The 20,955-nt window shown below is 43.7% G+C and carries 20 protein-coding genes; 4 read left to right on the top strand and 16 right to left on the bottom strand.

From position 1 onward, the window contains the following. Nucleotides 1-382: 382 nt before the first annotated feature. The 3 genes from ybaK to copA are packed head-to-tail and all read right to left on the bottom strand — an operon-like array spanning nt 383 to nt 4,577. Nucleotides 383-859 carry a Cys-tRNA(Pro)/Cys-tRNA(Cys) deacylase YbaK gene (gene ybaK / locus AACQ81_RS13355; RefSeq protein WP_237385505.1) on the bottom strand — a complete coding sequence of 159 codons (477 nt, stop codon included), beginning with the start codon at nt 857-859 and terminating at the stop codon, nt 383-385. A 45-nt stretch (nt 860-904) separates the two neighbouring features. Next, nucleotides 905-1,717 carry a TraB/GumN family protein gene (locus AACQ81_RS13350; RefSeq protein ID WP_237385554.1) on the bottom strand — a complete coding sequence of 271 codons (813 nt, stop codon included), beginning with the start codon at nt 1,715-1,717 and terminating at the stop codon, nt 905-907. Nucleotides 1,718-1,772: 55 nt separating this feature from the next. Beyond that, nucleotides 1,773-4,577, bottom strand: coding sequence for a copper-exporting P-type ATPase CopA (gene copA / locus AACQ81_RS13345; protein WP_237385504.1), 2,805 nt, complete (start codon nt 4,575-4,577; stop codon nt 1,773-1,775). Nucleotides 4,578-4,656: 79 nt separating this feature from the next. Here copA and cueR point away from each other — a divergent pair, with 79 nt between their 5' ends. After that, on the top strand, nt 4,657-5,061 hold the full coding sequence (gene cueR / locus AACQ81_RS13340) for a Cu(I)-responsive transcriptional regulator (protein ID WP_237385503.1): 405 nt from the start codon (nt 4,657-4,659) through the stop codon (nt 5,059-5,061). Here cueR and AACQ81_RS13335 read toward each other — a convergent pair. The 5 genes from AACQ81_RS13335 to tesA form a co-directional block, all read right to left on the bottom strand. Next, nucleotides 5,058-5,513, bottom strand: coding sequence for an NfeD family protein (locus tag AACQ81_RS13335; protein ID WP_237385502.1), 456 nt, complete (start codon nt 5,511-5,513; stop codon nt 5,058-5,060). The two genes, cueR and AACQ81_RS13335, sit on opposite strands and share 4 nt — an antisense overlap. Before the next feature lie 2 nt (nt 5,514-5,515). After that, nucleotides 5,516-6,445, bottom strand: a complete 930-nt coding sequence (locus AACQ81_RS13330) for an SPFH domain-containing protein (protein WP_237385501.1) — start codon at nt 6,443-6,445, stop codon at nt 5,516-5,518. 46 nt (nt 6,446-6,491) lie between these two features. After that, complete coding sequence (locus AACQ81_RS13325) at nt 6,492-7,412, bottom strand: co-chaperone YbbN (protein ID WP_336885662.1); 921 nt, start codon at nt 7,410-7,412, stop codon at nt 6,492-6,494. A 34-nt stretch (nt 7,413-7,446) separates the two neighbouring features. Beyond that, nucleotides 7,447-8,223 (bottom strand): SDR family oxidoreductase, encoded by a 777-nt coding sequence (locus AACQ81_RS13320; protein ID WP_237385499.1) that lies wholly within the window; start codon nt 8,221-8,223, stop codon nt 7,447-7,449. A gap of 65 nt (nt 8,224-8,288) precedes the next feature. Continuing rightward, complete coding sequence (gene tesA / locus AACQ81_RS13315; protein WP_237385498.1) at nt 8,289-8,921, bottom strand: multifunctional acyl-CoA thioesterase I/protease I/lysophospholipase L1; 633 nt, start codon at nt 8,919-8,921, stop codon at nt 8,289-8,291. Between tesA and ybbA the strand changes: the two genes are divergently transcribed. Together ybbA and ybbP are read left to right on the top strand one after the other, a co-directional pair. Then, the gene (gene ybbA, locus AACQ81_RS13310; RefSeq protein WP_237385497.1) at nt 8,892-9,578 is read left to right on the top strand and encodes a putative ABC transporter ATP-binding protein YbbA; all 687 of its coding nucleotides are present in this window, start codon (nt 8,892-8,894) and stop codon (nt 9,576-9,578) included. The genes tesA and ybbA overlap by 30 nt on opposite strands. Next, nucleotides 9,575-12,007, top strand: a complete 2,433-nt coding sequence (gene ybbP, locus AACQ81_RS13305; RefSeq protein ID WP_237385496.1) for a putative ABC transporter permease subunit YbbP — start codon at nt 9,575-9,577, stop codon at nt 12,005-12,007. The genes ybbA and ybbP overlap by 4 nt, the downstream gene beginning before the upstream one ends. Before the next feature lie 74 nt (nt 12,008-12,081). On the opposite strand, the gene AACQ81_RS13300 is transcribed toward ybbP, so the two are convergent. The 7 genes from AACQ81_RS13300 to ppiB form a co-directional block, all read right to left on the bottom strand. After that, nucleotides 12,082-13,137 carry an LLM class flavin-dependent oxidoreductase gene (locus AACQ81_RS13300; RefSeq protein WP_237385495.1) on the bottom strand — a complete coding sequence of 352 codons (1,056 nt, stop codon included), beginning with the start codon at nt 13,135-13,137 and terminating at the stop codon, nt 12,082-12,084. A 46-nt stretch (nt 13,138-13,183) separates the two neighbouring features. Further along, a complete protein-coding gene (locus AACQ81_RS13295; protein ID WP_237385494.1) occupies nt 13,184-14,461 on the bottom strand; it encodes an MFS transporter in 1,278 nt (425 codons plus the stop codon). Between the two features lie 54 nt (nt 14,462-14,515). Beyond that, nucleotides 14,516-15,328, bottom strand: coding sequence for an outer membrane protein OmpK (locus AACQ81_RS13290; protein ID WP_237385493.1), 813 nt, complete (start codon nt 15,326-15,328; stop codon nt 14,516-14,518). A gap of 510 nt (nt 15,329-15,838) precedes the next feature. Beyond that, complete coding sequence (gene purK / locus AACQ81_RS13285) at nt 15,839-16,906, bottom strand: 5-(carboxyamino)imidazole ribonucleotide synthase (protein WP_237385492.1); 1,068 nt, start codon at nt 16,904-16,906, stop codon at nt 15,839-15,841. Next, nucleotides 16,903-17,442, bottom strand: a complete 540-nt coding sequence (purE, locus tag AACQ81_RS13280; protein ID WP_237385553.1) for a 5-(carboxyamino)imidazole ribonucleotide mutase — start codon at nt 17,440-17,442, stop codon at nt 16,903-16,905. The genes purK and purE overlap by 4 nt, the downstream gene beginning before the upstream one ends. A gap of 163 nt (nt 17,443-17,605) precedes the next feature. Then, on the bottom strand, nt 17,606-18,328 hold the full coding sequence (gene lpxH, locus AACQ81_RS13275) for a UDP-2,3-diacylglucosamine diphosphatase (protein WP_237385491.1): 723 nt from the start codon (nt 18,326-18,328) through the stop codon (nt 17,606-17,608). 18 nt (nt 18,329-18,346) lie between these two features. Then, nucleotides 18,347-18,841: a peptidylprolyl isomerase B gene (gene ppiB, locus AACQ81_RS13270; protein ID WP_237385490.1), complete on the bottom strand. Its 495-nt coding sequence runs from the start codon at nt 18,839-18,841 to the stop codon at nt 18,347-18,349. Nucleotides 18,842-19,171: 330 nt separating this feature from the next. Here ppiB and cysS point away from each other — a divergent pair, with 330 nt between their 5' ends. Next, a complete protein-coding gene (gene cysS / locus AACQ81_RS13265; protein WP_237385489.1) occupies nt 19,172-20,554 on the top strand; it encodes a cysteine--tRNA ligase in 1,383 nt (460 codons plus the stop codon). Nucleotides 20,555-20,690: 136 nt separating this feature from the next. On the opposite strand, the gene sra is transcribed toward cysS, so the two are convergent. Then, nucleotides 20,691-20,927 (bottom strand): stationary-phase-induced ribosome-associated protein, encoded by a 237-nt coding sequence (sra, locus tag AACQ81_RS13260; protein WP_237385488.1) that lies wholly within the window; start codon nt 20,925-20,927, stop codon nt 20,691-20,693. Nucleotides 20,928-20,955: the final 28 nt, after the last annotated feature.

The raw sequence follows: 20,955 nt of genomic DNA, 5'->3' as shown, positions 1-20,955 counted from the left end.
CTTTCGTCTTTCAAGTTGCCGCTTTGTTGGCTGCACTCATTCACCCCAGTCACATAGTTATCTATGCTCCTGGGGATTCATTCTCTTGCCGCCGCGCTGCATCTTGAAATCCATTGGATATATCTAATTTTTATTATAATTAATGAATTGTTTTCTTCTTTTATCAGCATATTAATTGACTTAAGATTGTTAATAACAATCTGATTGAAAAGTGATGGGGTATCTATTGTACTCTTTATATTTAAATGGATTACGTTAATTAAAATAGTCATTGTTTTTTTGCTACAGGAGAAGCATATCGATATTCTGATTTAGCACAAGGCTCTGTTTTAGCAAAAACAGAGCCAGCTCGAAAAAAATTAATGAAAGTTGCAATTTATTTTCAAATCTTAGCAATATCAGCAAATGGACAATTAAGTAATTGGCATAAATCAGCAGGAGATAATTCAATATCTAATCCGCGTTTGCCACCAGAAATAAATAGCGTTGACAATGTTTGTGCATGGCTATCTATAACCGTAGGGAGACGTTTTTTCTGTCCCAACGGGCTAATGCCACCGACTAAATATCCGGTAGCCTTTTGTGCCAACTGGGGATCGGCCATATCTGCTTTTTTGGCCTTGAAGACTTTAGCAATTTTTTTTAAATCAAGCTGCCCGGAAACAGGTGTGACAGCAACAGCAAGGTTTTTGGGATCGCCGTTCAAGGAGACTAGCAGTGTCTTAAATACTTGTTGGGCATCTAAACCAAGCTTTTTGACAACTTCGTCACCGAAGTTATATTCATTGGTATCGTGTTCATAAGGATGGAGTTTGAAATTAATTTTTTGCTTTTCCAATAAAACGATAGCGGGGGTCATATTTTTTCCTGTCATTCCTGTAAATAGAGTATTTGTTACAGGCAGCTATTCCTGCGATTTTACCAGTATCTGCCGTAAATTGTGATCACCGTGAAGGTGTAAGGCTCCCACGGCAACCAAATATTTTCCAACTGGTAAGTCTTGCAACTGCTTACTCCATTGATGATTACGTTCAGCCATTAAGATTTGATGAGTCTCTTCACAAAATGTCATCGGCAATACCTGATCTTGTTGCTCACAGTTATAATTCATCCACCAATTGATCATCGTCTGCAAAGCACGGGCATTGGTATGCCAATGGTTAAGTGTATCTTCCAATAGAGAAAGCCCACCATTTGGCAAATTGGTAAGTAAAGCAACCTGCGTATCGGTGCCTTCTAATTCAATGATGGGTTTATTCAGTGTTTTTGCACTATTCAACAATTGATAGTCAATGCCATATTGAGGACGTAACCCCAAATTTTGAGCTTGAGAAGTCTGTAATATTAATGCGACTTGCCATGACGGTAATGGATCGAGTAGCGAAACAGGATACTGTATTTCCTGGCTGTAATGCTGCAAGTAGTCAAAATATTCGGGAGATAAACGTTGTGATAAAGCAATCTGTTCTGGAAATCCTTCTTTGAAGGGGGGAGCTGCTTGTGTGATATCCGCTTCGACAATAAGAGCATCAGCTTGCTCCAATTGCTCCAATAGTACTTCAGAAAGTGGGAACATGTTCTTTGTTCCCATATGAATACTGCCGACAATATGTAATTTTTTATTTTGTCGCAGATTAATATCAAACGCAGGGTAGGGATAATGTTGTTGAGTATTAAACCCTAATATATCGCTGAAATATGTCATCAATTTCCCCATATCCCATACTCCGAAAGTTGACATTAATCTTTTCTAACATAATTTTTTGAATACGTTAGGATTTAGGTTTGAAACGCAATAACCGATTGGCGTTACTGACGACAGTAATGGAAGATAATGCCATTGCTGCGCCTGCAACGACAGGATTCAGTAACGTTCCGGTGAAAGGATATAAGATACCTGCCGCAATCGGAATGCCTAGCGTATTATAGACAAATGCGCCAAATAGATTTTGTTTCATATTGCGCAATGTGCCTTTGGATAATTCAACTGCATCAGCAACCCCGTGCAAACTATAGCGCATAAGAGTAATTGATGCAGTTTCAATAGCAATATCACTTCCATTTCCCATAGCGATGCCTACATCTGCTTGTGCCAATGCGGGAGCATCATTAATGCCATCGCCTATCATCGCCACTTTCAGCCCTTTTGATTGGAGTGATTGGATTGCAGTTGCTTTGCCATCAGGTAAAACACCGGCGATTACCTGATCAATCCCTGCTTCCCTGGCGATGGCGTTAGCAGTTACTGCGTTATCACCTGTCAGCATAACTAAACGATATCCTAGATGATGCAAACGTTTTAGGGCAGAAACAGTATCTTGGCGCAGAGGATCGCGGATAGAAAACAGAGCTGCGATCTTTCCGTTTACCGCAAGCGTAACGGGTGTTATACCTTTTTCTGCTTGTGCTGCAACTAATGATTTTAATTCTGTGGTCTCAACCTGATTTTGCTCAAGCAGGTTTTGATTGCCCAGCAGCAGAGCAGTATTCCCGATCTCACCTCTAATGCCGAGTCCTGCCAGTGTCCTGAACTGTTGTATTTCTGGTAATTTTTGCCCTTCAACTTTCATCAAAATGGCTTTTGCCAGAGGGTGGTTTGAACCATTTTCCAGTGCACCAGCCCACATCAAGACTTGTTCTTCAGTGAAGCCATTAAAGGTTTTTATCTCAGTGAGTTGTGGCATACCTTCGGTCAACGTACCTGTTTTGTCAAAAACAATGGTGTCCAGTTGGCTGGCTTGTTGCAGGGCATCAGCATCACGAACCAATATACCCAATTCTGCCGCCCGCCCAACGCCAGAAATGATAGACATGGGCGTTGCCAGCCCAAGTGCGCAAGGGCAAGCGATAATCAGTACGGTGGTTATGATTACCAGTGCATACATGACTTGTGGGGCAGGGCCGATAAAGTACCAGATTGCACCAGAAATGACGGCAATGGCAACGACAACAGGCACAAATATTGATGATATTTTGTCTGCCAGTTGGCCGATTTCGGGTTTGCTGCTTTGTGCCTGACGTACCAATTTGATAATGCGTGCCAGAGTTGTTTGGCTGCCGACTGCATTAGCTTTAAACAACACGGCTCCATCCTGAACGACAGTACCGGCATGAACAGTATCAGCGATTGATTTTTGTTGGGGAATGGCTTCCCCTGTCAGCATGGCTTCATCCAGCCAGACTGTACCCTGAATAATTTCACCATCAACCGGAACACGATCTCCCGTTGTCAGGCGCAATGTCATATTGGGAATAACATCATTCAATGGCAGTATTTTTTCGCCTTCTTCAGTCATCACCCGTGCAGTCGGTGGTGCTAAATCCAATAGTCTCTCAAGGGCCTTAGAAGAGCGCTGACGGGCGCGTTGTTCCAGTGCATGACCGAGGTTGATTAAACCAATGATCATCGCACTGGCTTCGTAATAAAGGTGACGGGCTTGAGATGGGAAAATCTCTGGCCATAGATTGACGCTAATGGAATAGAGCCATGCCACACCCGTCCCCAGAGCTACGAGTGTGTCCATCGTTGCACTGCCATTTTTCAGGCTTTGCCATGCATTGCGGTAAAAATGCCCGCCAGCAAATATCATCACGACCAGTGTAATCAGGCCAATAGTGAGCCAAATCGTGTGGTTTGCAGGTGTGAGTATCATATTATCGCCGATCATGCCCCAAACCATGATTGGCACACCAACCATTAAGGCAAAGGCAGACTGCCAGCGAAAACGGTGCATATTCGCTTGTGCAACCTGTTGCTGGCGCTCACGGCGTTCTGTTTCATCCTGAATGATTTCCGCACCATAACCTGCCTTGATAACTGCCTCAACCAAAGTATTTGGTGATGCTCTACCTGTAACCAAAGCGCTTCTTTCGGCAAGGTTTACTCTGGCATATTCCACGCCATCAACGGATTGCAGCGCTTTTTGTACTTTGCTGACACAACTGGCACAAGTCATTCCATCCAATAAGAGCTGAACACTCTCATCACCAATAGCGTCATTTTGGTTATTCACAACCTGAATTGATTCGATTAAATGAGTTTTTGTCTGAGTTGTTGTTACCGGAGATGCTTTTATTGAATAAGTATTTACTGAAGAGGAAAAGGTTGCCGCTGCCAAAGACTCCGGTGTTTGTGGGATAGATATTGTCAGCGGCTCAGTTTTTGGGAAATCATCTCCGGTAGCTAACGCGGCGTGGTATCCTGCTTGTTTAACAGCATCAATTAAAGAACGGCTTTCGGCTATACCGTAGATTTTTGCGCTTTGGGTATTTACCTCGGCAGCGATGACACCTTCCACCGCTTCTAAGGCTTTTTGTGTTTTACCTGCACACTTCATGCAGTTTAGACCTGAGAGTTGCAATTCAATATCAGGCCTTGTAGCGACAGTGGCTTGATAATCAATGGCAACAATAGCAGCAATTAACACATCGGGTGAAACTTCACCGATAACTTTGGCATAATTCAGACCTACACTTGCCTGTTCAACACCGGATATATTTTCAAGTGCTTTTTTAACTCTGCCAACACAGTGCATACAAGTTAAGTCTTGAAGTGCGAGAATGGTAGTTGTGGACATAGCAATATCTCCTGATACAGAGTGGTATACTTATCATTAAGGCTAAACCTTCCTGCAAGGGGAAGGTCAAGGGGGAAAGGTGAACATCAGTGAGATTGCACAGAAAACAGGTTTAACCAGCAAAGCGATTCGATTTTATGAGGAGAAAGATCTGATCACTGCTCCGATTCGGGGAGATAACGGTTATCGTTATTACCAACAAAAGCATGTTGATGAACTGATACTTCTGCGTCAGGCGAAAGAGGTGGGGTTCACTCTGGAAGAGTGCCGTGAGTTGTTGCGCTTATTTCGTAACCCTGGCCGCCACAGTGCGGATGTAAAAACGGCGACCCTGCAAAAAGTTGCAGAAATAGAAAAAACAATCACAGAATTACAAAAAATAAAGGAAACATTGCTGGCACTGGCAGCTGAATGCCCGGGAGATGATGGGGCTGATTGCCCCATCATTGAGCACCTATCGGGTTGTTGTATACATCATAGCTAGCGGTTTATGGGCCTTACCTTTAATGTAATTCCGTCAACGGCGATGACCTCAACTTCGGTATTGGCAGGAAGTTCTTGGTTACAATGAATGCGCCAACTACCATCCGCCAGCTTGACTCGGCCATAACCGTTTTCAGTACCCGTGATCAAACGGGTGCGAAGCCCGATTAATTGGTGATTTTTCTGATTGAGGGTCTTATCGCTGATTTGGCGTGGACGATGGCGCAACCAGCTACGCCATGCAATAACAGAAACCAGTGTTAAAACAGCGAACAGAACACCTTGCAGTTCCCAGCCCATATTAGGGAAAATCCATGTGATCAGGGCAACAACAACGGCTGCTGTTCCTGTCCACAAAAGGTATCCTCCCGTTCCCAGCAATTCAGCAATCAAAAGCAGGCCACCAAAACAGAGCCAGAACAAAGCTGGCTGAGCGGCGATCTGTTCAATCATGGCTATTTATCCTGTTTGCTCTTCTTACTTTCACCAATTAACTCAGCAATACCACCTATTGCCCCCATTAAATTACTGGCTTCCAGTGGCATCATAATAACTTTGCTGTTATTTGCTGCACCAATGTTGGTAAGGGCATCAGTATATTTTTGGGCGACGAAGTAGTTAATTGCCTGCATATCGCCATCAGCGATGGCATCTGAAACCATTTTAGTTGCACGGGCTTCTGCTTCTGCGGCACGCTCACGCGCTTCTGCTTGAAGGAAAGCTGACTGACGTTCACCTTCTGCTTTCAGAATTTGTGATTGCTTTTCTCCCTCCGCTTTCAGAATGGCGGCCTGACGAATGCCTTCTGCTTCAAGAATATCAGCACGCTTAGTACGCTCTGCTTTCATCTGGGCATTCATCGCAGAGATCAACTCCTTGGGTGGACGCACATCACGGATCTCAATACGCGTGATCTTGACACCCCACGGGTTGGTGGCTTCATCAACAATTGTCAGCAGGCGGCTATTGATGGAATCACGCTGGGAAAGCATTTCATCCAGTTCCATTGAACCCAGCACAGTACGGAAGTTGGTCATGGTCAGGTTAATGATGGACAATTCCAGATTACTGACTTCATAGGCTGCACGTACCGGATCGACAACCTGAATAAAGCAGACGGCATCAATGGTCACGTTGGCGTTATCGCGGGAAATGACTTCCTGCGATGGAATATCCAGAACCTGCTCCATCATATTGATTTTACGTCCAATCTTATCAATAAATGGCACAATGATGTGCAGGCCGGGCGTCAATGTGCGGGTATAGCGCCCAAAGCGTTCAACAGTCCACTGATAACCTTGTGAAACGGTTTTTACACAGGTAAAAACGATAACGACAGCAATAATGATAAAGATTGGTACAGCACCAAAAGAGAGTAAATCCATAACAATTCCCTTATTCACTAATTATGGAATAGATAAGTTTTTTTACTTAATAGAGTAAAGAGTATACATGACGACGGTATTTAGATGCTAGTGCATCGCTGCTTCCCAGAGCCGATAGAATATCCATCATCGTCTTTTTCACCGCGCCATCAGCAGCAGCAAGATCTTTTTTCAGAAAACCAAGCAGTAACTCTAGCGCTTCTTCATTACGACCAACTTCGTGTAACTTTGCAGCAAGTTGAATAGCCAACTCTGCATTTTCTGGTTGAGCAGCCAGTTCTTGCTGAAGTTGTCGAATTTCAGGTGAATCAGCCGCTTCTTTCTGAGATTTAATGTGCTCAAGTAACTCATGATAATGCTCGTCCTGCTCTTCTAATGGGACGATATTCAATATTTTTTGCGCTTCTTCAAGGTGATTAAGTGAAATGTTAACTTGAGCCAATAGTAATGTAATGTCTGTATCTTTTGGATTTTGCTGATGAATCTCTTTCAGCAAAGGCAGTGCTTCCTGATTGTTGCCTTCTGTAAGCAGAGCATTCACTTTTTCTAACGGTGATTTTTCTTCCTCAATAATAAGTTGGGAAAAAATGTTTCTGATGGCTTCATCAGTTTGGATACCTTCAAAGCCTTGGACAGGGCGCGCCTCTTTTACAAATAATACAGTAGGCAAACTACGTACACCAAATTGTGCTGCGAGATGAGGAAGTTGGTCACAATTGACTTTAGCCAGAGTAAATTGTCCGGCATATTCATGGGCTATTTTATCAAGCGTTGATTCTAATTCATGGCAATGCAGATCCTGTGGAGACCAGAAGTAGAATACGACAAGCTGAGTAAGTGAGTGCTGAACGACTTGAGCAATATTCAACTCATCAATATTGGTGATATAGGCGGTATTATTGTTGGTATTCACTGTAGGTTCCATGGGCATTTCTCTCTGGTTTGTTAATAAGGGATCATATTGAATAAATAAGACTCGTTGGTGCCTTTTTCAATGTTCATTAACTTAGTCTGCGAACAATTTTGTCGAGCCATTTTTCCGGGAGTATACGACGCGCTATTTTTACTGTGTGAGTCAATAATGTAACAGAATAACGTAATTTGGGGTTGGGGCTTTCCAGAGCATGAATCAGTTTAGTCACGACATCCTCAGGCATTAATGTAAGACGGCGTGCCAGGCTTGTATTTTCGACAGGATTATCTTGCTGGGTTTGATTCACATTTTCCGTAAAACGCGTATTGATTGGACCCGGTTCTATCAGGCTTACTTTAATGTCCGTATTTGCCAGTTCTCCACGTAAAGCATCAGACCATGCTTCAAGGGCATGCTTACTGGCTGCATATGCTCCACGGTTTGGTGAAGAGATTAACCCCATAATAGAACTGGTTTGAACAATTCGGCCTGCGCCATAGGCACGGATGGCTGGCAATAACAGACATGTCAGTTGATGGGTGCCAAAGAAATTGGTGGAAAATTGCTTTTCCATTTGCTCGCGGGTAATGCTTTCCAGTGAACCGTATAGGCCAAATCCCCCATTATTGAATAATCCGAACAAATGGCCGTTGGTTAATTCGATCACCTTCTTTGCCGCGTGTTCAATACTGTCTTTATCATCTAAATTCAACTCAATGGGTTCAAATCCCAGTTCACTCATGTGCTCTAAATCTGCGGACTTGCGGCAAGCTGCGAGTACACGGTAACCACGTTGATGAAGTGTTTTGGCCGCAGCTAATCCAATGCCGCTGGAACATCCAGTAATAAGAATCGATTTTTGCATAACTTTACCTGCTTATTTGCATTAATTATGGAAATAAATGATTTATTATTAAGCAATATCTTTACTTAAAAATGGTTGATATATGCCGACAGTTGATTGGACATCCAATCAGCAATAAAGGGCTGTGCTGATTGATTCGGGTGCAACCCGTCATCCTGCATCCATTCTGGTTTTATAGCAACATGCTCCATGAAAAATGGCAGTAGCGGAATTTGGTTGAGTTCAGACAGTGTAGGATAAATTTTTGCAAAGGCTTCGGTATAACGCTTTCCATAATTGGGTGAAACTCGAATTTGCATTAATAAAGGTTGAGCATTGGCCTGTTTAACCAAGGTAATGCTCTGTTGCAAATGTTGTTCTATGTTTTGAATGGGAAAACCACGTAGCCCATCATTTGCGCCAAGCTCTATCAGAACCCATTTTGGATTGTGTTGTTTCAATAACTCAGGCAAACGCTCAAGGCCTTGCAATGCAGTATTACCACTGATACTGGCGTTTACGATAACTGTTTTTTTGCCAGTTTGTTGCCATTGCTTTGCCATCAGCGAAGGCCATGATTGCTCAACAGGCAGACGATATCCTGCACTGAGGCTATCACCCAATATAAGCAGAGTATCCGCTGCTGTTGCTCTGGCACTGCATAGCACTAACAACAAAAGGAAAAATACATGGCTGTAGAAAGTATTCTTGAAGTTCATAATCTCACTAAACATGTCGGTCAAGGGGAACAGGTAATTAATATATTGCAAGGTGTTGGGTTGGTTGTCGAGTCAGCACAGACAATTGCATTGGTTGGTGAGTCGGGATCAGGGAAGTCAACGCTTCTTGGCATTATTGCAGGTTTGGACGATGGCAGCAGTGGAGATGTTCATTTGTTGGGGCAGAATCTCAGTCGTATGAATGAGGAACAGAGGGCGCAGTTACGGGCAGAAAATGTGGGGTTTGTTTTCCAGTCGTTTATGTTGATTCCAACCTTGAATGCATTGGAAAATGTCCAGCTTCCGGCGTTATTGCGTGGCGAATCGGAAAACCAAAGCCGCCAGCAGGCCATTGAATTACTTGAACAGCTAGGGTTGGGAAAACGTTTGAAACATATGCCAGCTCAACTTTCTGGTGGGGAACAACAGCGAGTTGCTCTGGCCCGGGCGTTTTGTACCCGCCCAAAAATCTTGTTTGCAGATGAACCTACAGGTAATCTTGATCGCCAAACAGGTGATCGCATTGCTGATTTGCTGTTTTCCCTCAATCACGATTACGCCACCACCTTAATTTTAGTCACTCATGACAGCCAGTTGGCTTCCCGATGCCAACGCCGTTTACGTCTGGTCGATGGAAAATTGCAGGAGGAAGCATGATCTGGCGCTGGTTTTGGCGTGAATGGCGTACACCATCCCTCCTGATTGTCTGGTTATCTTTGACATTGGCAGTTGCTTGCGTCTTGGCATTAGGGCGTATTAGTGATCGCATTGATCAAAGTGTGCATTATCAAAGCCGCGATTTTCTGGCTGGCGATCTTGTCTTAAGGGCCTCGTATCCCGTTGATGAAGCTTGGTTAAAACAGGCTCAGAAGCAAGGGTTGACATTGAGCCGCCAGATCTCATTTTCGACCATGACTTATGCGGGTGATATTCCGCATTTAGCCCAAGTGAAAGCGGCAGATGATCGTTATCCGCTGTACGGAGAGCTGGAAACTAAACCGAGAGGATTAAAACCAGAAAAAGGGTCTGTGTTGGTGGTTCCCCGGTTGCTGGCATTATTGGGCGTTAAGGTTGGGGATAGTATCGAGATTGGCGATACAAGGTTGAAAATTCGTGGGGAATTGCTGCAAGAACCTGATAGCGGCTTTAGTCCATTCCAGATTTCCCCCCGGATTTTAATCAATCTTGATGATGCTGAAGCGACAGGAGCTATTCAACCGGGCAGCCGTTTGACTTATCGTTATATGTTCTCTGGCTCTCCAACCGCACTCCAGTCTTTTCAGCAGCTGATTGATCCGCAACTAAAAGCTGACCAGCGTTGGCTCACACTGAAACAGGATAACGGTGTACTGGCACAATCCATTGAACGCGCACAACAATTTTTATTGTTATCAGCTTTATTGACACTGTTACTTGCCGTAGCTGCGATGGCGGTTTCCATGTCGCATTATTGTCGCAGCCGGCATAATCTGATTGCCATTCTGAAAACATTGGGGGCGGGGCGTTGGGCTTTGCGTCAGTGGATAATTGGGCAGTGGTTAGTCATATTGCTTGCCGCGATTGTGGTGGGGTCTGTTTTAGGTTTAGTTTTTGAAACTGCATTGATTCGGATCCTGGCAGAAATGCTGCCTAAAATGCTACCTGCGGCGGGTATATGGCCGTGGATATGGTCGATTGGTGCTTTATTGGGTATTACTGTGCTGGTGGGAGTTCGTCCTTATCGCCAATTAATGGCGACCCAGCCTTCACGGGTATTAAGAAATGATATGACTGCGGCTATCTGGCCATTACGTTATTATTTGCCGACAGTCGCATTGATTATCACGGGAGGATTGGTCTTGCTGGCAGGCACCAAACCGTTGTTATGGTCGTTGCTGGCAGGAGTACCGATGGTTGCGCTGCTGTTGGCGCTATTGGGATGGAGTGGTTTATGGCTGTTGCGCCGAGTGACATTTCGTCAGTTGAGCCTGCGTCTGGCTGTCAACCGTCTACTGTGTCGCCCATTCCAGACCATGACACAATTGGCTGCATTTTCTCTGTCATTCATGTTGTTGGCTCTGTTGATCATGGCAAGGAGCGATTTATTAAATCAGTGGCAACAGCAATTGCCACCTGATAGTCCGAATTATTTCCTGCTCAACATGACTCAGCCGCAGCTTGCTCAAGTTAACGGACTATTAGATAAATATCAGGTAAAGCCGACTGATTTTTATCCTGTGATACTGGCACGCTTGACAGAAATCAACGGGCAATCGGCGGTTGAATGGGCAGATGAAAAACACCCCAATAGTACAACAGTACGCCGTGAATTGAATTTAACGTGGAAATCAGAATTGCCCCCTTTTAATACCCTTGTAGAGGGAACATGGCCGCCGAAAACGAATGAAGTATCCATGGAACAAGGTGTTGCTGAGCGATTGCAAATTCATTTAGGCGATCAACTTACATTTACGGGTGATACACGAACATTTCATGCCACCGTAAGCAGTATTCGTCAGGTGGATTGGGAAAGTGTAAATCCAAACTTCTTTTTTATCTTTACTAAAGAAACGTTAGAAAACCAGCCCAAAATGTGGCTGACCAGCTTCCATTATGAAGGCGATGGACGGTTGCTGACGGAAATAAACCGACGTTTCCCGACTATCAGCATGTTGGATATCGGCTCGATACTTAAACAGTTACAAGGTATCTTGCAGCAAGTCAGTAAAGCACTGGAAATTATGGTTGTTCTGGTGATGATTTGCGGTGCCTTGCTTTTACTGGCACAAATTCAGGTCGGTATGAGCCAGCGTCAGCTTGAATTGGTGGTATACCGTACATTGGGCGCGAGCAAGAAATTACTGCGTCGCACATTGTGGAGTGAGTTTGCATTACTGGGATTTATGGCGGGATTAGCCGCTGCATTTGGCGCAGAAATTGCGCTATGGTTATTGCAGACTCAGGTCTTTCATTTCCCGTGGCAACCACAATGGCTGATGTGGTTTTTACTTCCCATTATCAGCAGCTTACTGCTTTCATTATGTGGCAGTTGGCTGGGGATTAGATTATTGCGTGGCAAAGGGCATTATCGACGCTTGCCAGAGTAGAATAAAAGTAGAATAAAACAGGGGGAGGTTTTGAAAAAAACGCTCCCCATTTTTAAAGTGATTATCTGATCTTATCAGGAAAATTCCTCTCTTAATCTGGGCAGTATCTGATCCCCAAAAACCTTTAACCCCTTTATATAATCGGGGAAGATTAACATCACGCCATCCAATTCACAGGTGCGCATTAAATCTGCCAGTTGCTTATAGCAGGTATCTGGCGCACCGATGGCGGTATGGGTCATAAAGGCATTTTGGGAGCGTTCAACCATCGCATTACTTTTTCCATCCATATCGACGCCGAAACTACGCATCATATTTTTGACGGCTTCCACATCCAAACCTTGGCGGTAGAACTGGGCAAGGGTTTCAGCATAGGTATCTGTTTCAGCGCATATGACGGTACACATGCAGAATGTTTTCGTTGTTGTATTGTATTCAGCTGCAATACGTTTGGCGGTTAAACTGATGTTGCGGGTTTCAGCCTCATCCTTGCCACCGATAAAACAAACATCGGTATGACGTACACTAAAACGCAGCCCTTGCTCGGACTGACCGGCACAAACCAGATAAGGGCGCGGCAGTGAAAGAGGTTTAGGCTCAGAAACACACTGTTTTAGATGAAAGTAAGTGCCTTCATAATCAACCTGTTTTTCACGCCAAAGTCGTTTGATCAACTGGGTCCACTCTTCGGTCATGGCATAGCGCTGATCATGGTCTAAACTACCATCCCATTCACCCATTTGTTCAAACTCATCTCGGAATGAACCGGAAACAATATTCAGGCCAGCACGCCCCTGACTAATATGATCCAGAGTAGCGATCATTTTAGCCGTGACAGCCGGATTATGTAGCCCCGCGTGAACAGTAGCGATTAATTTTGCGCGGTGGGTAACTTCAGCAATACCAGCCATCATCGTGACGGATTCGAGCGAGCAGCCCCAATGATCTGTTTCGCCACCAAACCCGCGCCATTTACCCATGGACATAATGAAATCAAGGCCAATCTGGTCAGCCAGAATAGCAGCCTCACGGTTTTGTTTATAAGACGCATCCAGTGGTGGCGTGTTTTTGGAGATGATCCACCCACCTTTGGCAATGGGTAGAAATACACCAAACTCTTTCTTTGACATCACTCTTTCCTTGTTTGTATGTATGTTATTTCAGCTCATTCTTGCCCTATTCAGTAAATTGAGTGTTTTCTGCCGAATGCTTTCTCATTTTATGAGCAGGCGGTTTCATCATTAATGTTATGACAAGAACAATGAATACGGGGATAGCAATAATCAGGAACGCTAAAGTAAAACTACCTGAGTAATCTTTAATGGCACCCGCAAAAAAAGGCGCCAGAGAAGCCAATGTTGAAATCAGGTTCATGATTGAAAACAGCTCAAGATAAGGTTTGCGGCCAAAATAGTTAGCCAATAACACACTGGATGCGAGGAAAGTCATTCCATATCCCATGCCGACAAATAGTGAGAACGCAATCAAGAATGGCCATGAAGAAGCGATACTCAGCGCGATTAGGCCAAGAATGATAATAGTCAGGCTGCCAATCAGTAATTTTTTCGGATCAACCCATTCCCCGGCTGCGCCTCCGGCCAATCTGGAAAACGCATTGATAAAGGCCATCGTGCTCAATAGCCCTACTGCGATAGCTTCGCTGAAACCATTTTCGATAATATGAGCAACCGCAAAACTATTGACTGTAATACCACACCATAAAAATGCGGTGTAAGTTGCTGCAATCGCATAGAATTGCCATGTTCGCAGTGCCTGGTGCGCAGTCCAGCGCTGCTTGGTGCGATAAATGCTGAGTGTATCCTGATTGTTATGTTGTTGGTTCACGGCCTTTGCATGGGCAATTTCCCGTTTTCCTTCCTGAAGGGTAATAAGGGTCAGAATAACGAAAATGGTGAGCACAATAGCGGAGATCATCCAGTGCATCCGCCAGGTTCCCCAGACACGGGTTGCCAAAAAATAGATCCATGGGCCAATCACGCCCCCTAATCCACCGATCGTGAAATAGACGCCAAAAGCAAGGGACTGTTTTTCATACAAGCGTGAAATGACATAAGTGCCCGGAACCGTCGCCAAAAAGGTAAAACCGACACCAATTAAAGCAGTACCGATAAAATATGATGAAATAGCGTATGTGTGGTAAAGATTGTAGAAACCGACCAGAAAAATCAGCAACCCAATGGACAGAGTGAAACGAACACCAACCTTACGAATGAACACAGTTGGCAGAAAACTGGATAGCCCGCAAGTCAGGCCAAGCAGCGTGAATCCCAAACCGGCATTAGTCCAGCTCCACCCCAGTTCATTAATCATGCTGGGTAGGACAACACCCAATGACGTAAAGGTTGTTGCGGTGGATAAAAAATAGACCATGCCTAAAAGTATCAGCAAAAACCACTGATAAGTACGTCCGAATTTGTCGTATTGAATGGACATTTTGACCCCATCAAGGATATAAACCATTAAAAACGGCACTATTTTATGTGCTTATTAGAAAAAGCTGTATCGAATAAACACCCCATAGCTAAATTGATTCGTGCGAAAGCTTGGCGTATCTTTTATTTTGTACTTATTTTTGACCGGATTTACGACAACCCCAGTCCACAGATGACCAGCTTGATATCCCAGTTGTTTCCCTAAGTCATAATGTAATTCAGGCTTGAAATCTATCATTTCAGGGTTATCGTGTAGCCCCAATGTATAGTCGAAAGTCCCTACGATGCGGAAATCCCCTAACCGATTAGTGAAAGGAATGCCATAATCAATGTGGATACGTTGATCGTTCCAGCTTCCTTTTGAATTATTTTCAAAATAAAAAATGGTACGTAACCAACTGAATCCATTCACTTGCCAATCAAGGCTGATGCCGGGGAAATAGTCATATTTTACGTTTTTGGTTTTGGCAATCCACTGGGAAAACAGCACATCTTTTAATGGGCCATAAGAAAAATCATACCCCGTGATTTTGCTGGCACTGAGTCTTGGCACAAATTTATAGTAATAAGTGCTTTTATCGCCTTGATAGTCATGTTGCAGAGAATTTTGCCAAATACTGTAGACATACATATCGCCGATTTTATAATCACCAAAGGCTTCGACAATAGGGGAGAGCGTTTTCTCAGGATCGACTTTATTTCCGGATTGGAAGTAAAGGCTGGTATCGATTGATTGAAAATTAACGAAATCATCGGCCTGTACCGGTGACGAAAAAAGAAAACATAATGAAACGACAGGTAACATTGCACTTATTGTTGTCATTGATGTGAATAGATTGTTTATTCCTTGCTTCCTTCGAAATGACACTGAGTTTCTCCTCGTTATTTTATAGGGACTTAGGTAAATCCCTCTTTTATCCCATAAACTAACTTTATACTTAGTAAAGTACCAGTATTAAAACCAGCACTTGGTTATCCGGAGTTTTGCAATCTTCTTCAACAATTTTATACCATAGATTCTTATTATTTAAAAAATAATATAATAAGATGCTGATATTAATATAAGAGTCTTATTAAAAATAAAATGCATAATTTTTAGAAGATGAGGTTATATATTTTAACTTTAGCATGATGTTACATATCAATTATCTATGGACATGTAGCAGGTATTAATGAAGTGGTGAATTTCACCACAACAGGTGAAACTTATTCAGTAAAATCACGGTAGGTGATTTTTTTAATTATGAAATAGATCAAACAACAAGAACAATTGTGGATACTCTTTCCAGAGCATTATCAAAAAATAAAAACTATTGATATACTCAGTGTTGTAAGCGGTAAGCTATTTCAATGCGTTACCGCTTCCTTACGGTTTTCTTCAACTTAATTTATTTTGTGCCCATTTCAGCCCACTTTGATACTCTTCGGGTAATAATGGTATCAAACTTTCCAAAGTCGTTTTCAATACATCCCTGTCGGAATGAACCAGATTCAGATGCCCAACCTTACGTACAGGACGAACTTCCTTTTCATACCAATGTAAATGAACCAGCGGCAAATTCAGCCATGCTGGATTTATCTCTGTACCAATCAGATTAACCATAATGGATGGCAAAAAGATTTCTGGCTGAGGCATAGGCAGATCTAAAATAGCCCGTAAATGAAGTTCAAATTGACTAATTGAAGCTCCGTTCTGTGTCCAGTGGCCGCTATTGTGAACCCGCGGTGCCAGCTCGTTGATCAACAAGTCATCGCCAACAATAAAACACTCCATCGCCATAACGCCGACATAATTCAAATGATCCATGATAGCGGATAGCATTTTTTCTGCCCGCCGCTGTAATTTTTGATCTGTGTTGGGTAAGGCAACACTGGTACGCAGAATTCCTTCCTGATGCAGATTGTGGGTTAATGTATAAAATACAGATTTACCTTGGGCATTACGGGCTCCAACCAGCGACACCTCCCCAGAAAACGGAATCCCTTGTTCTGCGATACATTCACCGTAAATTTCAGGGGATAATTCCGATTCATCACCCGGTCGAATACGCCATTGACCACGCCCATCATAACCGCCCGTCCGACGTTTAACGATGATAAAGTCACCTAATGCAGCAAACAGTTGTGGCCATTGGCTTGGGTCGGAAAGAAGTTTCCACGGCGCTGTCGCCAAGCCCAGAGTATCCATAATCTGTTTTTGTGGCAGGCGATCTGCCAGCTGTGGAAAAATATCGCGATTGATAAAAGCCTTGTGGTGCGCTAATTCACGAGTTAGCGGCGTTTCCGGCCAACGTTCAATTTCTGCGGTGATGACGCTGCTCTGATAAGGTACGGCTTCCGGTTCTGCGTCCAAGCCAACGGGATACACAGTAACCCCCAATGGTTCACCTGCCTGGCGTAACATTCGGCCTAACTGACCACTTCCCAATACACAAACAGGTTTCATGCATCCTCCCGCGGATCGGGATTATCCAAAACATCCTGTGTTTGTGCCTGACGCCAATCTGAGAGCCGTTTAAACACCATATCATCATGTAAAGCCAACACTTGTGCTGCAAGCAGTGCTGCATTTGCCGCGCCGGCCTTGCCGATAGCCAGCGTACCAACCGGAATGCCCTTTGGCATTTGCACAATCGAATATAGGCTATCAACCCCACTCAGTGCGGCACTTTGCACTGGAACACCAAACACAGGCACTAAAGTTTTGGCAGCCAGCATGCCCGGTAAATGTGCTGCGCCACCTGCACCTGCGATAATCACCTCAAAACCGTTTTCTTTAGCTTGTTCAGCAAAATGAAAAAGTTTATCAGGTGTCCGGTGTGCTGAAACAATTTCAACATGAAAAGGGATCGTCAGGGCGGTCAAAATATCGGCTGCGTGTTGCATTGTCGCCCAGTCACTTTTTGAACCCATGACAATGGCGATTTTGGCGTGTGGCTGCGTTGGTATTGTTGTAAAAGAGATCACAGCCGTAGAAGTCATTTTTGCGGGATCAGAGCCGGTCGTCATAAATCAGATGCTCCTGTATTGGGTGTCTACCAGAACAAAGATGATGGTTAAGAAGGGGGATCATATCACGCTGACTTCATAAGGAAAACGTTTGCGTTGTTTACTTTATCAGTTTTTTCCAAAAAATTAACAGGGATTAAAAAGGAAAATATATCAATTCAATGGAAGTTTCTGTCACCTTGAACATTGAACCTTGGTCATGCCATGCGCCTAATACACCGCGATGTACGGTTTTGTCACCCATTTTAATATCATGGATTGCCGCGCGATGGGTATGCCCGTGAATCATCCAATCTGTTTGATATTGTTTGAAGTATTCGATAACCGCTTGTTGATTGACATCCATAATGGCTTCGGATTTACGGGTATTGGCGTATTGGCTACCCGCACGCATTTTGGCAGCGATTTTTAATCGGATAAATAAAGGCAGTAGTAAAAACAACCGTTGAATCCACGGAGTATGTACCCGTTTACGATACTGCTGATAACCGATATCATCTGTACATAGTGTATCGCCATGCAGGATCAGAACCCGTTTGCCATACAATTTGAGCACTTTTTCCTGTGGCAGCAAGATCAAACCACTTTCTCTGGCAAAGCGGGACCCAAGCAGGAAGTCTCGATTACCATGAATAAAATAACAGGAGATACCTTTTAGCTTCAATTCATGGAGTGCTTGCGCGATTTTGGTGTGTAGTGGGTTGGGATCATCATCACCAATCCAGTAATCGAAAAAATCACCGAGAATATAAAGACTTTCAGCCTGAATCGCATCTTCACGTAAAAAACGCAGAAAACCGGCAGTAATTGCCGGCTCTTGCTCACTGAGATGCAAATCTGCAATAAACAGTGTACTCATCTAACGATTAACTCTCAGTTATTCACTGACAGTCACACGTTCAATGATCACATCTTCATGTGGGACATCTTGGTGCATACCGCTGCGACCAGTAGAAACAGCTTTGATTTTATCAACCACATCCATGCCTTCAACGACTTCAGCAAATACGCAGTAACCCCAGCCGTCTGGACGCTCTGAACGGAAGTTCAGAAAATCGTTATCTACGACGTTGATGAAGAATTGGGCAGTTGCAGAGTGTGGATCATTAGTACGAGCCATTGCGAGAGTGCCGCGATTGTTTTTCAGACCATTATTAGCTTCGTTCTTGATAGGAGCGTTAGTTGTTTTCTGTTTCATGCCCGGCTCAAAGCCGCCGCCTTGAATCATGAATCCATTGATAATACGGTGGAAAATTGTGTTGTCATAAAAACCTTCGGAACAATAACTCAAGAAATTTTCAACAGTTACAGGTGCTTGTTCTTCGAATGTGTTGATTGCAATATCGCCAAAATTGGTGTGGAAAATCACCATAATAGAAATCCTGATAATAGTTTTGGTTGACCCTGTATTTTAGGGGTTCGGAGAAACGTTGTTATATCATATCTGAGATAGTGAGTCAGTATTCGAAACAGTATCAGGTAAGGGCTGGCTTACGGTACTTGCAATGTATTGCATATCAAGGTGAAATACCTTATCTGATTTTAATATCTTAGTTTATCTCCCATGGGGTTCAAATTGCGGTCAAAAGAGCTGCAACTCGAAGACGACGGGTATAATTTATATCGCTGATAAAGAAGCCTATAATCAGCAAATTCATTTGATTTTATTACACGTACATCAATTTTTACGGAAAACCCACTGATGCTAAAAATTTTCAATACTCTCAGCCGCCAAAAAGAAGAATTTAAGCCGATCCATGAAGGAAAAGTGGGCATGTACGTGTGTGGCATCACCATTTATGACTTGTGTCATATTGGTCACGGTAGAACGTTTGTTGCATTTGACGTGATTACCCGTTATCTGCGTTACTTGGGGTACGATCTGACCTATGTTCGTAACGTTACTGACGTAGATGACAAAATTATCAAGCGTGCAATTGAAAACAATGAAAGCTGCGACGATTTGACCACACGCATGTTGGCAGAAATGCACAGTGACTTTGATGCGCTGAATATCTTGCGCCCAGATTCAGAACCTCGTGCGACACATCATATATCCGAAATTATTGAAATCACCGAAGAGCTGGTTAAGCGCAGACATGCTTATATTGCCACTAATGGCGATGTGATGTTTTCCATTGATACCAATCCTGTTTACGGCCTGCTTTCCCGTCAGGATTTAGAACAATTACAAGCTGGGGCACGTGTTGAAGTCGCAGATGTAAAACGTAACCCAATGGATTTCGTATTGTGGAAAATGTCCAAGCCGGGTGAACCTAGCTGGGAATCTCCGTGGGGTGCAGGCCGCCCGGGTTGGCATATTGAATGTTCTGCCATGAACGGTAAGGCGCTTGGTCACCATTTTGATATCCACGGTGGTGGTTCTGATTTGATGTTCCCGCATCATGAAAATGAAATTGCGCAGTCTACTTGTGCTTATGACGGCCCTTACGTCAATTACTGGATGCATTCTGGCATGGTCATGGTGGATAGAGAAAAAATGTCCAAATCACTGAATAACTTTTTTACTATCCGTGACGTGCTGAAATATTACGATGCTGAAACGGTGCGTTACTTCTTACTGTCCGGTCACTATCGCAGCCAGTTGAACTACACGGAAGAGAACCTGAAACAGGCACGTACTGCCCTTGAGCGTCTCTATACCTCCCTGCGCGGTACAGATATAACGGTTCAGCCTGCTGGTGGAGAAACGTTTGAAGCGCGTTTCATTGAAGCAATGAATGATGATTTCAACACGCCGGAAGCATATTCAGTCTTGTTTGATATGGCTCGTGAAATCAACCGCTTGAAGACAGAAAGTATGGCTGCGGCAAATGGTCTGGCGGCTGAACTGCGTAAGCTGTCGGGAGTTCTTGGCCTTTTGGAACAAAAGCCAGAACACTTCTTGCAGGGCGGGGCACAAGCGGACGATGATATTGCTCAAATTGAAGCGCTGATCAAACAGCGTAATGATGCTCGTAAAAATAAAGAGTGGGCATTGGCAGATGTGGCGCGTGACCAGTTAAATGAAATGGGAATAGAACTGGAAGACGGCCCACAGGGAACAACATGGCGTCGCAAATGACTGATTATTTACTTAGCTGAAATTTGAAATACCCCTCGAACCGCCCTTAATATGGGCGGTTCAGCTTTTATCGCGTTTACGTTTTTACAGTGATTTTTTTAGTTGTAATACGTGGACGGAATAAAAATAGGCAGATTTATCGATGAGCATTCAGATATGCAGGATAAAAAGCACTTCCAGTGTGATACGTAGTTTTCCCTGACGTTTTATCTCGTTTCATGGCAACAAAAGAAGAATTGATTAAATGTTCAGGTAGTTGATCTGTGCTATCACTGGAAGCAGGATTAAGAAGAGAAATTTTTACTCTGCATTTAGAGTTACTGACTTTATAAGACAAACCCAACAACCTTCTTGCAGCTCTATTACTTAACATAATTAACTCCGTTTCAGTTGTACGTAAT

Origin of the sequence: Xenorhabdus sp. Sc-CR9 (genome assembly GCF_963897815.1) — a bacterium.
Classification (GTDB): domain Bacteria; phylum Pseudomonadota; class Gammaproteobacteria; order Enterobacterales; family Enterobacteriaceae; genus Xenorhabdus.
The sequence above is the reverse complement of the archived record's forward strand: the minus strand, read 5'-3'. Positions and strand labels throughout refer to the sequence as shown.

Coding starts and splice junctions, on each gene's coding strand:
- purE (WP_237385553.1), bottom strand. CDS start 17,442: ATGACTTCTACGGCTGTGATCTCTTTTACAACAATACCAACGCAGCCA.
- AACQ81_RS13300 (WP_237385495.1), bottom strand. CDS start 13,137: ATGTCAAAGAAAGAGTTTGGTGTATTTCTACCCATTGCCAAAGGTGGG.
- ppiB (WP_237385490.1), bottom strand. CDS start 18,841: ATGGTGATTTTCCACACCAATTTTGGCGATATTGCAATCAACACATTC.
- ybbP (WP_237385496.1), top strand. CDS start 9,575: ATGATCTGGCGCTGGTTTTGGCGTGAATGGCGTACACCATCCCTCCTG.
- ybaK (WP_237385505.1), bottom strand. CDS start 859: ATGACCCCCGCTATCGTTTTATTGGAAAAGCAAAAAATTAATTTCAAA.
- AACQ81_RS13330 (WP_237385501.1), bottom strand. CDS start 6,445: ATGGATTTACTCTCTTTTGGTGCTGTACCAATCTTTATCATTATTGCT.
- lpxH (WP_237385491.1), bottom strand. CDS start 18,328: ATGAGTACACTGTTTATTGCAGATTTGCATCTCAGTGAGCAAGAGCCG.
- copA (WP_237385504.1), bottom strand. CDS start 4,577: ATGTCCACAACTACCATTCTCGCACTTCAAGACTTAACTTGTATGCAC.
- cysS (WP_237385489.1), top strand. CDS start 19,172: ATGCTAAAAATTTTCAATACTCTCAGCCGCCAAAAAGAAGAATTTAAG.
- AACQ81_RS13295 (WP_237385494.1), bottom strand. CDS start 14,461: ATGTCCATTCAATACGACAAATTCGGACGTACTTATCAGTGGTTTTTG.
- ybbA (WP_237385497.1), top strand. CDS start 8,892: ATGGCTGTAGAAAGTATTCTTGAAGTTCATAATCTCACTAAACATGTC.
- AACQ81_RS13320 (WP_237385499.1), bottom strand. CDS start 8,223: ATGCAAAAATCGATTCTTATTACTGGATGTTCCAGCGGCATTGGATTA.
- AACQ81_RS13335 (WP_237385502.1), bottom strand. CDS start 5,513: ATGATTGAACAGATCGCCGCTCAGCCAGCTTTGTTCTGGCTCTGTTTT.
- purK (WP_237385492.1), bottom strand. CDS start 16,906: ATGAAACCTGTTTGTGTATTGGGAAGTGGTCAGTTAGGCCGAATGTTA.
- tesA (WP_237385498.1), bottom strand. CDS start 8,921: ATGAACTTCAAGAATACTTTCTACAGCCATGTATTTTTCCTTTTGTTG.
- sra (WP_237385488.1), bottom strand. CDS start 20,927: ATGTTAAGTAATAGAGCTGCAAGAAGGTTGTTGGGTTTGTCTTATAAA.
- AACQ81_RS13350 (WP_237385554.1), bottom strand. CDS start 1,717: ATGGGGAAATTGATGACATATTTCAGCGATATATTAGGGTTTAATACT.